Here is an 18,872-nt window from a genome sequence, read left to right as displayed (position 1 = left end):
ACCCCGGCCAGCGTCGGGCAGGCCAAGTGCTAATCCGTAATCAGGGGGTCAATATTGGATAAGTAAAAGGGGTGAATATTCCGTTCCGATTGACACCTATCCGGCAGTTCATCGCCATCGATCAGTTTGTTGAGTTCCGATTGCAACCGTTGCAGGGCACTTTCCGTACCGGATGGCTTGGTGAATATCTGCTCATCCAGACCAAGACATTTTAACCAGTAAAGATATTGTCTTTCAGAACAGCCCATCACCTGTGCGATCTCATTGACGGCAACGGCGTGTTTCATTTGCAGGCGAAAAGCCAGCCTGACCCGAGCCTCACGGCACTCGTCAATTTTCCGCGTTTTCAAAGAGCTTTGCCCAATATGCTTTGCAGTAAGTTTGAACCTCTTTTTTACGCAAAACCCCGAAAGCAATTTGCTTCCGGGGTTTTGGGTGCTGATAAAGCCGGGGGTATCGAGGCTGTATCAGCATCAGTCACACTTTCTTGACTGTATCTGATTGATAGCAAACCACCGTTACGCCGTCAAGGACTATTTTCCTATTTCTGATTTTTTTCCCAAAAGTTTTATGGATTTCGTTTACTAATTAACGTGAGTTCTCGCTTATTAATCTGTTATGATTGACGGGCAGGTTTTGCTCGTCTCCCAATTTTCTCGGTGCCGAAGTAGAGTTTATGCGTAAAACGGCGAAAAAAGATCCTGAAGAGCAAAAGCGCAAACCATTCCGGGTTTCGCGTTTGATTGGCCTTGATGCCTGGATCGATTCTGGTCTCTACAATCTTCGTTTTTACGCCGGGGAGTGGTGGGAAAATATCACCATCTTCTCTCGTCGCTTTCGTGTGCGCGGCTTCCGGCGCCTTGTCGTGGAAGTTCTGGATGAGAGTTTCACCCTCGGCGTCATAGGTTCTGTCGTTATGCTGGGGCTTGCCATGCCCGCATTCGAAGAAACCAAGAAAGACTGGCGCGCGCAGGACGATTATGCCGTTACATTTCTCGACCGCTACGGCAACGAGCTTGGCCAGCGCGGTATCTTGCATCGCCAGGCTGTACCGATTGATGAACTTCCCGATCATGTCATCAAGGCCGTCCTCGGCACAGAGGACCGACGCTTTTTCGATCATTACGGCATCGATTTCTGGGGCCTTAGTCGTGCACTGAGCCAGAACCTCCGTGCCAATGGTGTTGTTCAGGGGGGCTCAACGCTCACGCAACAGTTGGCCAAAAACCTGTTTCTTTCCAACGAACGCACCCTCGAGCGAAAGATCAAAGAAGCGTTTCTCGCTCTCTGGCTTGAAAGCAATCTCACCAAGAAAGAGATCCTCCAGCTTTACCTCGACCGTGCCTATATGGGCGGCGGCACCTTTGGGATAGCGGCAGCATCCGAGTTTTATTTCGGTAAGAATATCAAGGATGTGAACCTTGCCGAAGCTGCAATGCTGGCAGGTCTGTTCAAAGCGCCCGCCAAATTTGCACCGCATGTCAATCTTCCGGCCGCACGTGCACGCGCAAACGTCGTTCTTTCCAACATGGTGGAAAGCGGCTTGATGAGCGATGGTCAGGTCGCAGTTGCGCGCCGCAATCCAGCAAGTGTGATCGATCGCGCCAAGAATGAAAGTCCAGATTATTTCCTCGACTGGGCTTTTGAAGAAGTGAAAAAGGTTGCGGGGAAACTACCGCAACATACGCTGACCGTGCGCACGACACTCGACCGCAACCTTCAAAAAGCTGCCGAAGAATCACTCGAATTTCATCTCCGCCAGCACGGCAAGGAATATAATGTTTCCGAAGCTGCAACCGTTGTTATCGCAAATGATGGGTCGGTGCGCGCGCTTGTCGGTGGACGTGATTACGGCGAAAGCCAGTTTAATCGCGCGACAAAGGCACTCCGCCAAGCTGGGTCATCGTTTAAGCCCTACGTTTATGCGGCAGCAATGGAAAAGGGCATGACGCCTAGCACAATTGTTTCCGACGCACCGATTAGTTGGGGCAATTGGTCTCCCCGCAATTATGGTCGCAGTTTCGCGGGTCGTGTTGATTTGACAACTGCACTGGTGCGATCACTGAACTCTGTTCCAGTGCGACTAGCCCGCGATCATCTAACCACAGCTCCTATTGTGGCGCTGACTAAAGCCATGGGTGTGGAATCGCCGATTTCTTCGCACAAGACGATGGTGCTAGGCACATCCGAAATGACCGTGATGGATCAGGCAACAGGCTTCAACGTGTTCCCGAATGGCGGCATGGCTGGCAATCGTCACGCATTCACGCAAATCGTTTCGTCGGAGGGCAAGGTACTCTGGGATTTCACCCGCGATGCACCCAAGCCTCATCGCGCTTTGTCCGAGAAAGCCGCTTTCGAGATGAATTCCATGCTGGTGCAGGTTCCTGAACGCGGCACGGCTCGCCGTGCGGCATTGCCGATGACGCGCGTCGGCGGCAAAACCGGAACGACGCAGAATTATCGCGATGCATGGTTTGTAGGTTTTACGGGCAACTTCACTGCCGCAGTCTGGTTTGGCAATGACAACTTTACTCCAATGAAAGATCTGACCGGCGGCGTTCTGCCTGCCATGGCCTGGCAGCGGATGATGAGCTATGCCCATCAGAATATCGATCTGAAGCCGATACCGGGTATTACGCCCGCCTTCCCGGTACCAGTAAAGACGACTGCACCCAAAATTGCCTCGACAGATAAGCCGGACGAAATGATGGTGGCGCCACCACGTGTCCTCTCCCCAGTAGCCACGAAAGCGCTCAAGGAGCTTAACGACAAATTCCGCAACGCACCGCCTGTTCCGGCTCTTGCCGGACGCACCAAAGTATCGGTACTTTGAGCATAGAGCACATCCCGAAAAGTGGGAACCGGTTTTCCGAATAAGATGTGCGCAAAAACAAAGAGATAGAGCATTTCTAATGACCAAAACTAAACCAAAAACGCTCTAGAATGCTGAAAACAATTCTCAAAGTCTTGACGGTATTAGCTATTGCGCTTGGCGGCGGCATATGGGCAACCGATTACACACTCGACCATTTTGACGGCTTCGGCGAATTGCAGCTTGGGGCATGGAATGCCTATCCGGCGTCTGGCACAACCGATGCTGACCCTTATTCCAAGGCACGTGCCGCGCGCAAAGCCTATCTCGCACTGGGAACTGCGGAAGGGCTTCCCTTTTATGCGCGCCGCGATAGCAACGGACGTGAGCTTAAAAGCGGATGCAGCTACCGTCTGAGCGGTTTCACACCGTCCGCGCGTTTCTGGACCCTCTATCCGGCCAATTCCAATCTGGAACCGATAAAACCCCGCGCTGGCCTCCAGCCAGCACTCCACTCACGCGAAGTGCTTTACGACAACGACGGTAGCGTAAAAGTCACCATCGGGCCGAATGCCAGCCCCGACAACTGGCTTCCGGTCGAAGGAAGCGGCAATTTTGTGCTGGTCATGACGCTCTACGACACACCCGCTGCAAGCTCTTCCGGACTGGTTGATCTTGTCATGCCGCGTATTGTGCCTGTTGCAAATGTGGAGGCGTGCCGTGGCTAAACTCCTCCGTCTGTTGCTTCTTGGTCTGGTAGGTGCCGCTATCGTACATATCGCCGTTCTGTTGCTCGTCCCGCTATACTCCAGCAAAAATGCCTGGTCGCATTTAGAAGCTTTGGGTGATGCCTATCGCTTTCATCATTTATCTGAGAAATCAGGACTGGTAAGTGATCAGGATCCGCTGATGGAACAGGCAGCATGCCGCTTCGATCTCACGGATGGGCCGGTACATATCACCGCGGAGGGCAATCTGCCTTTCTGGTCGCTGTCTGTTTATGCGCCCAATGGCGATAATCTTTACAGCCTCAACGACAATGTATCGACAGACCGCGAGCTTGATCTGATCATCGCTGATCCGATCGGCATTGCGGCTCTTCGCGCCGAGGGCGTGCAGAATGATGGTCGCTCCATCATTATCGAACAGGATGTTAGCGAGGCAGCAGTTGTCCTGCGGAGTTTCATTCCAGATGCAAGCTGGCAGCAACAGGTGAAGAACTTCTTCACCCAAGCCAGTTGTCTACCATATGAAGCGGGTTAAAGCATTTTAGCCAAAAGCGGGACTGAAACCGCTCTAACTACCTGCAAAACAGACGCTTTCTCACTCACGGTTAATGAGTTGCTAAGGCTTCGTACCTATTATCCAATCTGCCGACATGCGGCAGGCCGCGTTAATAGTTTTAGCCTACCGGAGTACCTTGCGTGACAAACGATCAGTTCCGCGTCCTGGAAGAGATTTCAGGTAATCGGAACCAATCAAAATCAAGAGCTGATGGCAGCAAAGTAGACGACCTTCTGGTCGCTGCAATAGCTGCGTTTGCCTCGATCACGCGCCCCGGACGCCAGGAAGCTCATCAGCTCGAAGACCTGACATTTCCGCTTCTTGAACGCGCTACCATGCGCGGCAAACGGCAAGCAGCACATGCGCTCGCGCATATCGAAGACGCACCGCGCCGTCTTGTCCTGTCGCTGGCAAACGAACCTGTTGAGATATCCGCACCTATCCTTTTGCGTTCTCTAGTTCTCCGGTCAGAAGATCTCGTCGAGATCATCGGTAAGAATGGCCTTGCCCATGCCCGTGCCATCGCGCGCAGGCAATCTGATGACCCAATTCTAAAAGGTGTCCTGCGAAGCTTCGCTGATCCGGCGATTGATCGCTTGTTGGCGTTGCAGGAAAACCTTGCCGGCCTTGAAACCGATAGGCCAAGCACTTCGGTCGGTTTAAGCATCAATGAAAAAGCAAATGACGGTTCATCCCAACAGCCGTCCTTTTTTGGCACGAGTGCGCTTTCAGGACCTGAACATCTTATAGACACGGCGCTGCTGATTGATGATCAGATTTTCCGCACGGCATTGGCCGATTCATTGGACGTATCGTTTGAACGTGCGGATCGCATTATCGGTCAGTGGCCGGAATCACACCTGCCTATAGCTTTGCGTGCACTCGGGCTTTCAGCTGCCGAATGCTTCATGACGATGTCAGCAATCCTGGGTCCAGTTGCGGCGGACCGCCATAGTCTGCGCGAATTCATTCAGATCTACCGTTCCATTGACCGCGAGAAAGCGATGATGCTTGTCCGTCGCTGGAAGGCCGATGATATGTCGAAACTGCTGCGCAGTAAGTTACGCGAGATGGCAACCGCTGCCGACGAAAGCCCGGCAACAATGCGCACGAGCCTATAAATTATCCGGTGAAATCGAAAATAGGCTCGCCGGGTCGGCTACATCTTCTAACTCAATCAGCCACAGATCAGGATCAAAGCGAACTTCGCGCTCCATGCGCTCGCTTGCTCTGATGTCGTCAACATCATGGAGAATGCGCAAAAACATGCGTTCTCCATCAGTATTCTCTTCATAGGACGTTTGCGGAGCTGGCGAGTAGAGGTCGCAGGTGCCGAAGCGTGAACTGAGTTTGATGAAGATCGCGCCCGCTTCCTTCGAACCTCGGCGGGCGAGATACGCAAAACCGCCCTCACCCTGTACTTTGCGTATCAATGCTGAGACCCAGAAATCCGATGTCAGACGCATGTGTCACCCGGCATAGGGTTTGTTGAAAACTAGAGCATGTCCCCCAAAAGTGAGAACCGGTTTTGGGAAAAAGACATGCGCAAAAACAAAAAGATAAAGCATTTCTAACGATTCATCTTAAACAGGAAATGCTCTGGGTTTCCAGCGTCGCATGCACGCATTTTGTTGCAGAACTGACGAAACGGCCGAAGTGGTGTAAACACCATGAGGGCCTGTTCGACGCATTCTGCAGTGAAATTCGCCGCGTCCGAAGGATATGGTGAAAATCGCCCATTTTTGCATCGCAAAGCCTTGATGGAGATATGCTCCACCATCGGCTTTGCTGTTGAAGCTGAACGATTTTCTCTCATACCGGGCTCCAAATCCTAATTCTCAACAGACCCTAACTTATGAGACCAATTTCACGCATTTTAGAGATCAACGCGGCATCAACTTCGCCGGTTACACGCAAGTTGAACAGCTTCTGGAATTCGCGAATAGCATCCTGTGTGGATTTACCGGGCACACCGTCAACGCTCACCATTTCATTACCAAAGGCTTTCAGACCGGCCTGCACGCGAACGATGTCCTGTGAGGAAATCTTAGCTTGCTGTTGCACAGCCGGCGTGACCGCCATCTGCTTCTTTTCTTGTGCTGGCTTGCGTTCCAGCGAAGCAAGATCCGGCGCGCGTTTGGCGGTTGCATCGACTTTCATAACTGCAGGCTCAGGACGGGGTGACGGTACGGCCAGGTCGATAACCTTGGCCACATCATCCTCATTTGCCATCTGAGTTGCACTATTTTGCGCCGGAACACCGACCTTCTTCTGGAGAGCCTGCCAACGATCGATAGCCTCACGCGTCTGCGGCCCAGTGAAGCCATCAACTGCGCCTTGGTAGATACCGAGCGTCAGCAATCTTTGCTGCAGCCGTGCGATCTCAATATCGGCATTAGGCGCAAGTGCAGGCAGCATTTCATCGATAGAGCCAGTCACTTGCAGGCGATCCGGAGACAGTTCTGCGGCTTCGGTCTGTGGTTGCGACGGGGTCGACTCAGGCGTGTCTTCACCTACAGTATTCGTTGGTGTCTCTTCGGTTTTAGTTACAGCAGCCGTTCCGGGCAGAACTGCACGCGGTGTCGCCTTGAAGACGAAGTCCGCCCGCGTTTTAAAGAAGACGGCATTATGTGCTTCGGGCTGATACCAGAGCGCATTGGCCGAAACAAAGCCCAATACTACGGCAAACGCAGTTGCGCCGCCGGTTAAGACGGGATTACGTACAATGAAATCGCCAGCGAAAATCGCCAGCGCGGAAGCCGAGCTGAAAAAGAATTTGAGCAGGCGGCGACCGAGCCTATGCTGTTTTGCGGGTTTGCGCATCGATCCGCTCTGGGCTTTGTTCCCGGACTTCGTCTTTCTGCCACTCATTATTCCGTTCTCCCTGGTGACGGTGCATATCAATCACCGTGCCAAGTTGCTGTTGATCTTCTGCTCCCAAAGATTCCTGTTCGTACAGTTTTTGCGGGCCGGCCACTGGCAAGTGAACGGTTACGACCGTTCCTTCGCCGACACAGCTTTTAATTTGCATTGTGCCCTGGTGCAGTTCCACCAGGCCCTTGACCACTGACAGGCCAAGACCAGTTCCCTCTTGCGCGCGTGTATAATTATTGTCGGCCCGCACGAATGGCGATCCAATGCGCTGCATATCTTCTGGATCGATACCAATACCAGTATCGGAAACGACGATTTCGAGTTGAGGCCGGCCACCGACCATCACACGGGACGCATCGATTGTGACGCAACCGCCTGGTTCCGTGAATTTTACCGCATTGGCTGTGAGATTGAGCAAAACCTGCTGCACTGCACGACGGTCCGCGACCACTTCTCCCGTAGTCGCATTCACGCGATGGCAAAGAGCGATGCCCTTCTTTTCAGCCTGTGGGAGCATGACCGCGGCACACATTTCAGCCGCATCGCGGAAATTGAAGCTCTGCGGTTCAATGCAATAAGTGCCGGTTTCAAGCCGCGAGTTATCAAGAACCGAGTTCACCAGTTCGAGCAGATAATGGCCCGACTTATGAATAAGGCCTGCATATTCGCGCTGCTTTTCATTCTGCAGCTGACAGCCCATTTCATGCGACAACATATCTGAGAATCCGATGATCGAGTTCAGCGGCGTGCGCAGTTCATGACTTACCGTTGCCAGTAAACGGCCTTTGCCGATGCGTTCGGCTTCAAGTTGCGCCTTCAGCGTATTGATTTCGTCGATGAGCTTCTGTTCACCCTCAAGCGAGCGCCCAACGAGTATAATGACGCCATTGCTAGCTACGCCTTCCATGCGGAAAGTGAGGAAAACCGGATTGCCATTTTCAAGCGTACGCAGGCGGATATCCGCCGGGCGCGTAGAACGCCCAGAACGCAAGTCTGCAAGAAGTGAAAGATATTCTACCCGATCAGCGACATGAACGCGGTCGATGAATGCCACGCCTTCGCACATCTTAGGTTCGACGCCGAGAAGTGCAGCCGACTGTGCGTCAATTTCGGAAATGACACCCTCAAAATCCATTGAGAGCTGAACATCGCCTTTTGACACCACTGGCTTTTGCTGATTGAGCGGCTTCGAGACAACAGCACTTTTGATTGTGAAGCTGCGAGCAACGAGGCTCGCCATATAAAGCATCACGACGATCAGCGAGGCCAATGATCCACCCGCAACTGCAATACTGCTTGTCAGTGCTAAAACGCTGAGAACCAAGCCTGCAGCCGCAACAGCTGCGGACGTTGCCAAAGGCTTGCGGCTTACAAACCAGACCTCAAGAGGCAATGCTGCTGCCATCACCCAAAGAGCAATATTGCTGGTATTCGCAAACGCACCTATCGCGGCAAGAGCCGCTCCATAGATTGCAAAGTTCAGTGTACCAAGAACACCGGCGCTTACGCCCATAAGGCTCACCGCACAGAAAATCATCGCCGCACCGGCAAAACTGGCGGCGAGCACAGCAAGCGCTGCAAAATCAGTCGTAACGCCCGACGCAAGCACTGCTGCAAACAGGAGAACAGGAACGAGCATAAACGAACCGACGACACGAATCGCCAAAGCATCTGACTGCTCGGTCCAGCGCTGGCAAAAACGTTCGTGAAAACGCGCAAGCGCCTGCACCTGCGTGCCTACGGTCTGTGCTACGTTTAAAAGAATGGCGTTCAACTTGCCTTACTCACTCAATACTCGCGTGGCATGTCCATCAGGGATCTGCCTGTTGACGCTAGAATTGCAGGTGAGGCTTTAAAGAAACGATAAAGCGAGAGCATGTTGAGCGTCTCTATGCAGAATCTGACAGATCAGAGCCCGAGTTTTTCCGCTATGGTAAACAGATGGTGGATATCGACACATTGAGAGGTGCCAACAAAACACCTCGAACAGGCTCTAGAGCGCCGTGCGCCCATTTGGGCGCACAAAGGTCGCTCTAACACCAAGGCGCTAAGATGCTGACGCATCACGCCTTGAAAAGGTTCAATCGCCACACGGGCTTAACCAATATCCCATGAGTCCCACTCATCGGATATTGGTATAACACTTTAAAATGAGAGCATAATTTTACCTTAAACTGATCCAAGTTTAAGGAATTATGCTCTAACGACTTGGTTACGGAATCTTTTCAAATTGAGAGGACAATGATCCCACCAATCCCGGCCAACAACCCCCGAGCGTAATGATCCGTTTTCTCATCAAATCCGTAATCTGGCTGTCGCTGGCATTCATGGTAATGCCGCACTTCTTTCCTGCGGACGAAAAAACCCCACCTCAAAAGGCTCCAGTACAGGCCAAAGGCGAGCCCGACTCCGTTGATCAGCTATTGGCCAATGGCAAAACAGCATTGGAAATCGGCAAGCTCTGCGTAAACAACCCATCATTCTGTGAAAACGGAACATCAATCCTTTCGAACGCCGCAAGCGGAATGCTCCAACGTAGTGGCGGCATACTCGAATATCTGAGTGATCGTTTCGGCGCGAAACAACAAGCGCCTCTACCGGATGAGCCCACTATCGCAAAGAACGAGCTGCCAGCGGAGCCGACACAAAGCCCATCACACGTTGTTCCGATTCCCACGCCGCGTTCAGTGGCACTGCGCACGCTTAAAGCGGTTCCAGCTAAGATCGAATCGTCGGAACCGCTCTAACTATCTATTCTTACGCATTATCCAACCGGCGCAATTCCCACAAAGACTAACGGTTTTCCGTGACGTTTGCGGCTTTTATCACTATATAGGCCGCATATACCAAATGGATTTCGGGCAAGTATCATGACTACCACCATCGACAGCATCATCTCCGACTTCGAATTTCTCGACGATTGGGAAGACCGCTATCGTTATGTGATTGATCTGGGTAAGGAATTACCAGCCTATCCAGACGACGCCCGCGATGCAGCGCACAAAGTGCAGGGCTGCGTCAGCCAGGTGTGGCTCAAAACCATTCCGCATGAAGGCAACGATCCGGTTATCGAATTTCTTGGTGATTCCGATGCACATATCGTGCGGGGTCTGGTCGCTATTGTGCTGGCTTTCTATTCGGGCCGTAAGGCCTCAGAAATCGTTTCGTCTGATCCAGAAGAAGTGCTCAAAAAACTCGGGCTTGATGAGCACCTCACACCGCAGCGCTCAAATGGTCTGCGTTCCATGGTTGCGCGTATCCGTCGTGATGCCGAAGCGCTGAAAGTTTCAGCCTAGAGCGCCGTGCGCGCCCTTGGGCACACAAAGGTCGCTCTAACACTTTATATTTACAGCATAATTTTACCTTAAACTGATTCAAGTTTAAGGAATTATGCTGTAGAGCATGTCGCGCTCAAATGGGTTCATTTAACTGCGACATGCTTTAGCAACTGCTCTACTAAAAGTGCTGCGGACAACAACTGCCTGTCGGTTCCATTGCGTGCTGTCATCATCAGACCGACCGGCATTCCCGTAATTGGTAGGGGTAGTGTTATGCTACAAAGATCGAACTGATTGGCAATTTGCGTATTTCGCAACAAAAGCCCCTCAACGCGATCATATTCCGCAGCATCCTCGCTGACCGATGCAATTGTGGGCGCGACAATCGGCGTTGTCGGCGTCACAAAAAAATCGATACCAGCGAGCCGCTGATCCACTTCAGATACGAGCCTTGTTCTCGTATGCATCAACGCCGCGAAGTCCTCATCGGAGACGTTCAACCGCTTTGAAAGCGTATGCTTTACCCTGTCATCGACATTCGCATCTGGGTCTTTGAGCCATGTTTCGGCATGAATACGACTGGCCGCGATGCCAACGATCGAACCGATGCGCGTCGCATCGCGTAGTTGAAGAATGAGATCATCCAATTCCAGTTCAACGATCAGCAGACCAGCTGCAACCAGAACTGAAATTGCGGAATCGAACGCAGCCGCCACCTCCGGCACCAACTCTGACAAAAGTAGCCCTTTTGGCAATCCTATAGTCAGACCGCTTAATGATGCTGCCTCTGGCAGATTGGGCGCTTCACCAGCCATTACAGCATCTGCAAGAATGCAGTCGGCAACAGTCTTTGCCAAAGGTCCGATTGAATCAAGAGCGGGCGTGAGCGGAAAAGCACCATCCAAGGGAATGCGGCGCGCGGTCGGCTTAAAACCGACCAAGCCGTTCAGAGCCGCAGGGATGCGAATGGAGCCTCCTGTATCGGAACCGATGGCAATCTCGCTGGTGCCTTCAGCTCCAGAAACCGCAGCTCCTGAGGAGGAGCCGCCGGGGACTCTATTTGAATCAATCGCATTACCCGGCACGCCGTAATGCGGGTTTAATCCAACCGCGGTAAATGCAAATTCGGTCATATGCGTTTTGCCGACAATGACGGCGCCAGCATCTTTCAATCTCTGCACGACGACTGCATCGCACTGCGCATGCAAAGCCGATTTGCGAATGACGGAACCCGCTAATGTCGGCTCCCCTTTCACATCGAACAAATCCTTGATCGAAACAATTCGACCATCGAGTGGACCGCGCGAGCACCCTTCTTGCAGGCGTTTGTCTGAAGCATCGGCCTCAGCACGTGCTTCATTCGCATAGACCGTGCCGAACACCTGTTCGTCGCCCGCACGCGCCTCCAGCTTTGACAGAACTCGTTCCAGATTTTGCCGACTGCTTTGCATTCTCACCCCCGTATTTGACTGCTTTTTATTTAAACTTTCGGTCAGGTCAATGCAGTCAATCCGCGCATCTTATCCGAAAACCGTTTCACACTTTTCGGGATGCGTTCCGATTCAACCCTGGCCAGGATGGGCAGTTGGTCGATAATCACTCGCTCCCCAATGCAGAACCGTGGGAGATTGACGCTCTTTTCCTTGCGGATTGTAATGTCTATGCAGCATTGCAAGCCCCATCTTGAGCAGCATTTTTCCTGACCTCACCGGCCATTGACGTTCGCGCTCGACAGTCTCAAGACCTTTGAGAAAACAACACACATCGATCAGGACGCCGCTTAATTCAGGTCCAACTGCTTCCAATGCGCGCTCTACCCGCATCCGACTTGCAAGCGCAATATCGGTGAGTTCGGCCATTCCGCCTGAGCCCGACCGCGTTGAGTTGCTAATGCCGACATCCCATCGAGCCGAAATCGATGGCATCATGGAACCGCGGGTAAAATCGGAGCGCAACCGTTCGCCTGCCCGAAACTCATCGTCAGAAATGAAAGTCTCGCCATCGCTATTGCGGAGACGATAGAGCTTAGCCAAAGGGGATTCAGACGGATTGATTTCAATCCTCTCCCCATGTTCAAATTCGACGGTCTCTGTCTTGCGCGCAGTTTTTAAGCTTTTACTCGCTGTCCTACGGGTAGCCCCAGAGATCACCAAGCGTTGCCCTTCGCACTTTAGGATGCCACGCTTCTGCATCGCCTCAAGTTCCACACGCGTTGCAGCGATCGTACCCTGTTCTCCCACAAGCAGGACGTGCGTATCACGTACAGAGTCCTGAACATCACATCCGCCTTGCTTCAAAAAGCGAAGGATTCTTGCTTCGGAGGTTGAAAACACTTCACTCATGCCGCCATTCTCCAAGCCGAGAATCCCAAACTGACTACCTTTTCCAGCGTGGAAACAATAGCATTGTAACCTTCATCATCACGCCTGTCCTCGACCAGATGGCAGGCATACATGACTGTGGTACGATCCCGTGCAAACCCGACCGCAACTTCGCTCATCACCATTCCGAACGACGTGTGTGCGAGATACATCCCCAACTGCCTGACTTGTGCGACTTCCCGTCTGCATCGCAAGGGCGAGCGCAGTTCTGCACCGCTAACAGAAAAATATGCGGACAACAGATCGATCAGTGCATCACAAAGTTCCACGCTTTTTTCCTGTCGCCTCCGCCCCAACGCACGACCAGAATTATCGATCTTGAGCGCTCGTCCGTGTCGCGTTGCGATCACGTTTAGAACCTCAAGAGCCTCAGCCCGGGTATGGATGATATCTGTTAGTTCCAAAGACATTCATCTTTCCTCACCGTAATAGGAATATCTTCTTATAATGAGGAAATTGCAAGCGTGGATAAGTTTTTTACAACGCGCAAATGAACGCATATCCACTGAAAATAAATAAAATAGGAATCTTATCCAACAGAACCAAATATGAGTGATCCTGTCACCCGAACCAGAAACAAACTGATGAGGGTCAAAATGATGGAAGTTGCACTGAAAGAAGCGAGCATGAATTTTCTAACTGCTCGAAAAGAAGAACGCATGTGCGCAATGCAGCGTGTAGCACTTCAAATGATTGCTGGGATTGATATGGATAAGCTGCTAGGCGCACCGGACGCAGAGCGGACGCAGGCACAAACCAAGCTCAGTCGGCTGATTGAACGTGAACGTCTAAGAGGCATCAACAGTCACTGGAGCTATGATCTCAACCGCCACATCGCCTTAAAGCAGGCATTTGATCGTCTTGGCGGGGGACATATACGGCGGATACCGGCAAAATAACCAAACTTAAAATAATGGCCCGAAACGCATGTAGAAAATTCCATGCTTTCCGGGCCACTATTAAAGCGTTCCCAACAAAGCGTGATGCGGGTTTGCTCAGGATAATACGTAACAACAAATACATAGAGCGGTTCCAACGATTCAGTCTCAATTGGAGCCGCTCTAAAATATGATCACTGCGATATCGAAAGCGAAGCTTCACACTTCAGCAAGATTCTTATTACGCGTCCTTAGGCTTACGGCCCAAGCCCATCTTCTTAGCAAGACGCGAACGGGCTGCTGCGTAGTTAGGGGCAACCATTGGGTAGTTAGGATCAAGGTCCCACTTTTCGCGGTATTGCTCAGGAGTCATGCTATAGTGGGTCATCAAGTGACGCTTAAGCGACTTGAACTTCTTACCGTCTTCCAGGCAGATAATGTAATCGTCAGTAACCGACTTCTTCGGATTAACGGCTGGCTTCGGCTTTTCCACAACGACCGGAGCTTCTTCACGCTCAACGTGACGCTTGAAAGCAGAATGCACTTCCGAAATCAGGAGAGGCAGTTCGCTTGCACGAATGGAGTTGTTTCCGACATAAGCAGCAACAACATCAGCAGTAAGGCTGAGAAGCAACTCTGCGCTTTCGTCGAAGATTTCAGGGTTTTCCATTATTTTTCCTTTTTTTGTCTTTGCTTTGGCTCAAGCAGACTGCGACTCTCAGAACCGATTGCCGTCTACACGAAATTCTTATGCCCTGCCCAACTCATTCCGCGATGCAAATAACAATGAATAGTGCCATTTGCAATAGAATTGTCAAACCACATTACATTAACAGAATTGAATTCTTCTTGGATGTGTAAATACAGTGTACTTAAACACAAAACGTCAAGCGCTATTCAAACTAGCCAAACGCATTCGGCGCTGTTGTCAGCTCTGTCGTATATTCTCGAAGATGGGGGGATTAGCATCTCTTTTCCGCCGCTTCCTTAATTTGTAGCTCACACATAAGCAATAGATTTTTTCCGCCAAGTCTATTTACCACTGCCACTGCAAACACAATTTATTGATTACGACCTTGAATAAGGAGTCGGGCAGCAAAAAGGCATAACTAAAATATATTTCACTCAGATCAGCTCGCATTTGGCTTATCCACCAACTATATAATTGCCACGAACCACAGAGCACATGCCGGCATTCAGATGCACAAGCAATTTAGTAGTGTGTTGAAGAGTTTATGCCCAATTTGCACTGTGCGTCTGTCCAATCCATACGGCTTCGCACAAGAGAGGAGATATAAATGTCTAACTCTGCCGATCAATCCCGCACACTGAGGGTCATAAAGACTGATGCGGAATGGCGCGAGCAGCTTACGCCGATCCAGTACCAGATCACCCGTCAGCACGGCACTGAACGTGCGTTCTCCAGTCCGAACTTCGACAGTTCCCTACACGGTACTTACCGCTGCGTTTGCTGTGATCGCCCGCTGTATAAATCGGAAGCGAAATACGAATCCGGGACTGGCTGGCCGAGCTTCTATCAGCCAATCGAGCCAGGTGCCGTGGCGGCCTTTGAAGATCATTCCTATGGTATGAACCGCACCGAAATTCGCTGCTCCGACTGCGACGCCCATCTGGGGCATGTTTTCCCGGACGGCCCAGCGCCAACTGGTCTTCGCTATTGCATGAACGGAAACGCACTGATCTTCGATCAAGAATAATAACTTAGCTCTTACAGTCCGAACCTTCGCACAGTTCGGACTGATTTCATTTGCTTCTTACTGGATTTTACATGCCACACGACACCAATTCTCCTCAGCCACCCAAAGCACCAAAGCATCCAGCGAAGGATAACCGTCACGGCATCTCCCGCACCGATGACTATGCATGGCTCCGCGCTGACAACTGGCAGGAAGTCTTCAAAGACCCTTCTGTTCTGGCGCCCGAAATTCGCGATCATCTGGACGCAGAAAATGCCTATCAGACTGCTTTGATGCAGGACACGGATGCGCTTCAGAAAGAACTTTTCGCCGAGATGCGCGGACGCATCAAGGAAGACGATTCATCCATTCCGTCAAAGGATGGCCCTTTCGCTTACGGCGTCTCTTATCGGACTGGCGGCGAACAGCCCTATTTCATTCGGACACCACGCGATGGCGGCGATGAAACCATTCTGCTTGATGGCGACAAGGAAGCAGAAGACAAAGCCTATTTCCGCCTCGCATCTGCGGACCATTCTCCCGATCACAATCGTTTGATCTGGGGATATGACGACAAGGGGTCAGAGTTCTACAAGCTCAAGGTACGTGATCTCGACAGCATGTCAGATCTTGAAGACATTCTTACTGATACCAATGGCGGAGGCAGTTGGGATGCTGGCAGCAAAGGTTTCTTCTATACTTTGCTGGATGAAAATCACAGACCGTCAAAGGTCTTCTACCATGAGATCGGGACGGCACAGACGCAGGACAAGCTGATCTTTGAGGAAAAGGATCCCGGTTTCTTCCTTGGCGTCGGAGGCTCTGCGCTCGATGACTTCATCTTCATCGATATTCATGATCACGAGACTTCGGAATGCTGGTCGTTGCCTGCCAACGATCCATCTGCAAAACCGCAGCTGATCATGGCCCGCAAAACGGGCGTCGAATACGATATCGCGCCCGGTGGCGATGAGTTTTTCATTCTGACCAATATCGATGGCGCCAAAGATTTCAAAATCATGCGCGCACCTGCATCGGCACCACAGCAGGAAAACTGGGAAGAAGTCGTCGCCGAAGTACCGGGACGGCTGATCCTTTCGCATTCTGCCTATAAGCGACATCTGGTCTGGATGGAGCGTGACAATGGCCTGCCACGCATCGTTATCCGTGATCGTGAAACCGGCGAGCAACACGCCATAGCATTCGATGAAGAAGCCTATTCGCTCGGCCTGCATGGCAGCGCGGAATACGATACGGATGTCATTCGTTTCTCCTATTCTTCGATGACAACGCCTGAACAGCTGTTTGATTACAATATGGACACGCGTGAACGCGCGTTGCTCAAAACGCAGGAAGTGCCTTCCGGCCACAATATCGAAGACTATATAACACGGCGTATCCTTGCGCCTGCGGTTGACGGCGAACTGGTTCCCGTTTCGTTGATTTATCATAAGGACACACAGCTTGACGGCTCTGCACCATGCCTGCTCTATGGCTACGGTTCTTACGGCATCACCATTCCGGCGAGCTTCAGCACATCACGGCTTTCACTTGTTGATCGTGGCTTCATTTATGCCATTGCGCATATTCGCGGCGGCAAAGACAAAGGTTTTGCGTGGTACGAAAACGGCAAGCGTGAAAAGAAGACCAACACGTTCACAGATTTCATCGCCGCAGCAGAGCATCTCGTCAAAGAAGGCTTCACCAGCCATGATCGCATCGTTGCTCATGGCGGTTCGGCGGGTGGGATGCTGATGGGCGCAATCGCCAACATGGCACCGGAAGCCTTTGGCGGCATCATCGCGGAAGTTCCATTCGTGGATGTGCTCAACACCATGCTCGATGATACGCTGCCGCTGACGCCGCCAGAATGGCCGGAATGGGGCAATCCGATCACCGCTGAGGCCGATTATCGTAACATTGCAGCCTATTCGCCTTACGATAATGTCAGCGCGCAGGCCTATCCACGCATTTTGGCAGTAGCTGGTCTGACCGATCCGCGCGTTACCTACTGGGAGCCAGCGAAATGGGTTGCCAAGCTGCGTGAACTCAAAACCGATGATCATCCGGTTCTCTTCCGCATCAATATGGATGCAGGACATGCCGGTGCATCAGGCCGCTTCTCTCGACTGGAAGAAGTCGCCTACACCTATGCATTTGCGCTGAAGGCAGTCGGAAAAGCTTAGCCTCTTATTATTAAGCTTCATGAAACTAAAAACTCCCGCCTGATGAAGATCCGGCGGGAGTTTTAGTTTTTATGTTCGACCAACAACTACGCTATGGGCGATAAGCCCAGCCCGCCGGCAGGCGTTCGCTTTTTAAGAGCACTGATCATAACCGCAAAAGCTATAACCGCGATCATGCAATCTGCCAGTGGGAAGGCGAACCAAATCGCTTTTCCACCCCAAAACGCTGTGAGTGTTGTGACAAAAGCAGGGAGCAGCACAAACGGTTTACTCAGTGTCAAAATCGCTGCCCGCGCTGGCTGACCAATTGCCTGAAAATAGAGCGCGAAAACCAAAACCGGCCCAATGAAGAGATAAACATAGGTCATCGGACGAATGATCTCTCCAACGGCATGGCTCACGGCAAGATCATCGACAAAGATCAGGCCTATGGAATTGCCCACCGTCAGAACGACAATCTGGATGATGAGGCAATAAATGAATACCGTGGTAAGCGCGATGCGCAGCACGGTATCCGAGCGTTTATAAAGCCCCGCGCCAACATTATTACCAACAATGCTTTGCATGGCGAGCGCCACCGCCATCAAAGGCAGATAAGTGAAGCCAAAAATCCGCATCACAATGCCATAGGCTGCGACGTTCAAAGCGTAATCCATGCCTTCAGAAAGCCGGAGCGCGCAGATCACGAAGGCTGTGCTCAATGCAATGCCGATGAAGCTCAAGCTTAATGGGGCGCCTAGTCCGGCAATACGTGCCCAGCCCTCGACCCAAGAATTACGCCACAAAACATCCAGCGATATTGCACCTCGCCTGAATTGCCTGAAACCGAGCAGTAACAGCAAGCCGAGCGCCTGCGCAAAAGCCGTACCCAGCGCCGATCCCGCTATACCAAGTCCCATTTGCGCAATAAGGATATAGTTCAGCACAATGTTTGCGAGCGTCACCCCGACAGACATCACAGCGATCAGGCCGGCCCTACCCTCATTGCGCCATGCATCGGCATGAAGCCCAAGTATGAATTGCAGAGGCAAGGTAAGCATGGTGATCAGCAGAAAAAGATAAGCCATTTCTGCAAGCTGCACGTCTCCGTCCGCCATGCCATTGATCAACGGTCGTCCGACAAGAAAAAAGAGCACAATCAAAGCCAGAGCAATAACAAGTGCCAGACCATGAGCGCGGGCAAACGTTGCTGAAGCCTCTGCAATCCTGCTCCCACCCAATTGTCTTGCTATTTGGCTCGACATGCCTCCACTCACAAGCGTGGACATCGCGATTGTCAGCATGACGGCAGGAAACACCAGACTGACCGCAGCCATCGCACGAGCGCCAACAAAATGACCTAGAAAAACGGCATCAACAACGCTCAGCAAGCCGTTCATAACCATGATGAGTGTCATGGGCAGCACATTGGCCAAGAATACGCGCGCCGGAGAAGCATGCAAAAAACGATTATCGAGTGATTGTCCCGAAGGCATCACA

Annotated in this window: 19 protein-coding genes; 9 read left to right on the top strand and 10 right to left on the bottom strand. The window is 51.7% G+C overall.

The window, feature by feature from the left end:
* Positions 1–29 precede the first annotated feature (29 nt).
* On the bottom strand, positions 30–416 hold the full coding sequence (locus QBD00_RS18795) for a hypothetical protein (RefSeq protein WP_318580228.1): 387 nt from the start codon (positions 414–416) through the stop codon (positions 30–32).
* A 260-nt stretch (positions 417–676) separates the two neighbouring features.
* Here QBD00_RS18795 and QBD00_RS18790 point away from each other — a divergent pair, with 260 nt between their 5' ends.
* From QBD00_RS18790 to QBD00_RS18775, 4 genes are all read left to right on the top strand, one after another.
* Positions 677–2,836: a penicillin-binding protein 1A gene (locus QBD00_RS18790; protein ID WP_318580227.1), complete on the top strand. Its 2,160-nt coding sequence runs from the start codon at positions 677–679 to the stop codon at positions 2,834–2,836.
* Between the two features lie 110 nt (positions 2,837–2,946).
* Positions 2,947–3,543: a DUF1214 domain-containing protein gene (locus QBD00_RS18785; protein WP_095446259.1), complete on the top strand. Its 597-nt coding sequence runs from the start codon at positions 2,947–2,949 to the stop codon at positions 3,541–3,543.
* Positions 3,536–4,078, top strand: a complete 543-nt coding sequence (locus tag QBD00_RS18780; RefSeq protein ID WP_095446258.1) for a hypothetical protein — start codon at positions 3,536–3,538, stop codon at positions 4,076–4,078. The genes QBD00_RS18785 and QBD00_RS18780 overlap by 8 nt, the downstream gene beginning before the upstream one ends.
* A gap of 161 nt (positions 4,079–4,239) precedes the next feature.
* Positions 4,240–5,220 carry a DUF2336 domain-containing protein gene (locus QBD00_RS18775; protein ID WP_318580226.1) on the top strand — a complete coding sequence of 327 codons (981 nt, stop codon included), beginning with the start codon at positions 4,240–4,242 and terminating at the stop codon, positions 5,218–5,220.
* Here the strand turns inward: QBD00_RS18775 and QBD00_RS18770 are convergent.
* From QBD00_RS18770 to QBD00_RS18755, 4 genes are all read right to left on the bottom strand, one after another.
* Entirely contained in the window at positions 5,215–5,565 is a 351-nt protein-coding gene (locus QBD00_RS18770) for a DUF1491 family protein (RefSeq protein ID WP_095446256.1), read from the bottom strand. The genes QBD00_RS18775 and QBD00_RS18770 overlap by 6 nt on opposite strands.
* A 104-nt stretch (positions 5,566–5,669) precedes the next feature.
* Positions 5,670–5,915, bottom strand: coding sequence for a hypothetical protein (locus QBD00_RS18765; RefSeq protein WP_095446255.1), 246 nt, complete (start codon positions 5,913–5,915; stop codon positions 5,670–5,672).
* Positions 5,916–5,947: 32 nt separating this feature from the next.
* On the bottom strand, positions 5,948–6,922 hold the full coding sequence (locus tag QBD00_RS18760) for a peptidoglycan-binding domain-containing protein (protein WP_318580225.1): 975 nt from the start codon (positions 6,920–6,922) through the stop codon (positions 5,948–5,950).
* Positions 6,897–8,747, bottom strand: coding sequence for a HAMP domain-containing sensor histidine kinase (locus tag QBD00_RS18755; RefSeq protein WP_318580224.1), 1,851 nt, complete (start codon positions 8,745–8,747; stop codon positions 6,897–6,899). Before QBD00_RS18755 ends, QBD00_RS18760 begins: the two co-directional genes overlap by 26 nt.
* A 505-nt stretch (positions 8,748–9,252) precedes the next feature.
* Between QBD00_RS18755 and QBD00_RS18750 the strand changes: the two genes are divergently transcribed.
* A complete protein-coding gene (locus tag QBD00_RS18750) occupies positions 9,253–9,720 on the top strand; it encodes a hypothetical protein (protein ID WP_318580223.1) in 468 nt (155 codons plus the stop codon).
* A gap of 123 nt (positions 9,721–9,843) precedes the next feature.
* Entirely contained in the window at positions 9,844–10,269 is a 426-nt protein-coding gene (locus QBD00_RS18745; protein ID WP_151091398.1) for a SufE family protein, read from the top strand.
* A 125-nt stretch (positions 10,270–10,394) separates the two neighbouring features.
* Here QBD00_RS18745 and QBD00_RS18740 read toward each other — a convergent pair whose 3' ends face one another.
* The 3 genes from QBD00_RS18740 to QBD00_RS18730 all read right to left on the bottom strand — a co-directional run bounded on the left by QBD00_RS18740 (position 10,395) and on the right by QBD00_RS18730 (position 13,036).
* Positions 10,395–11,702 (bottom strand): amidase, encoded by a 1,308-nt coding sequence (locus QBD00_RS18740; RefSeq protein WP_318580222.1) that lies wholly within the window; start codon positions 11,700–11,702, stop codon positions 10,395–10,397.
* 111 nt (positions 11,703–11,813) lie between these two features.
* Positions 11,814–12,593, bottom strand: a complete 780-nt coding sequence (locus tag QBD00_RS18735) for a DUF6456 domain-containing protein (RefSeq protein WP_151091397.1) — start codon at positions 12,591–12,593, stop codon at positions 11,814–11,816.
* A complete protein-coding gene (locus QBD00_RS18730; RefSeq protein ID WP_095447856.1) occupies positions 12,590–13,036 on the bottom strand; it encodes a helix-turn-helix domain-containing protein in 447 nt (148 codons plus the stop codon). Before QBD00_RS18730 ends, QBD00_RS18735 begins: the two co-directional genes overlap by 4 nt.
* A 192-nt stretch (positions 13,037–13,228) precedes the next feature.
* Between QBD00_RS18730 and QBD00_RS18725 the strand changes: the two genes are divergently transcribed.
* Positions 13,229–13,531, top strand: a complete 303-nt coding sequence (locus tag QBD00_RS18725; RefSeq protein WP_318580221.1) for a cytoplasmic protein — start codon at positions 13,229–13,231, stop codon at positions 13,529–13,531.
* A gap of 220 nt (positions 13,532–13,751) precedes the next feature.
* Here QBD00_RS18725 and QBD00_RS18720 read toward each other — a convergent pair whose 3' ends face one another.
* Positions 13,752–14,180, bottom strand: coding sequence for a MucR family transcriptional regulator (locus QBD00_RS18720; RefSeq protein WP_024897256.1), 429 nt, complete (start codon positions 14,178–14,180; stop codon positions 13,752–13,754).
* A gap of 628 nt (positions 14,181–14,808) precedes the next feature.
* Here QBD00_RS18720 and msrB point away from each other — a divergent pair.
* Both msrB and QBD00_RS18710 read left to right on the top strand, forming a co-directional pair.
* Positions 14,809–15,228: a peptide-methionine (R)-S-oxide reductase MsrB gene (msrB, locus tag QBD00_RS18715; RefSeq protein ID WP_095446247.1), complete on the top strand. Its 420-nt coding sequence runs from the start codon at positions 14,809–14,811 to the stop codon at positions 15,226–15,228.
* Positions 15,229–15,299: 71 nt separating this feature from the next.
* Positions 15,300–17,393, top strand: a complete 2,094-nt coding sequence (locus QBD00_RS18710) for a S9 family peptidase (protein ID WP_318580220.1) — start codon at positions 15,300–15,302, stop codon at positions 17,391–17,393.
* An 86-nt stretch (positions 17,394–17,479) separates the two neighbouring features.
* Here the strand turns inward: QBD00_RS18710 and QBD00_RS18705 are convergent, their stop codons facing one another.
* Positions 17,480–18,868, bottom strand: a complete 1,389-nt coding sequence (locus tag QBD00_RS18705; RefSeq protein WP_318580219.1) for an MATE family efflux transporter — start codon at positions 18,866–18,868, stop codon at positions 17,480–17,482.
* Positions 18,869–18,872: the final 4 nt, after the last annotated feature.

The organism is Ochrobactrum sp. AN78, from assembly GCF_029909885.1.
GTDB lineage: Bacteria > Pseudomonadota > Alphaproteobacteria > Rhizobiales > Rhizobiaceae > Brucella > Brucella quorumnocens.
Note: the sequence above shows the minus strand (reverse complement) of the source record. Positions and strands in the feature narration are given on the sequence as shown.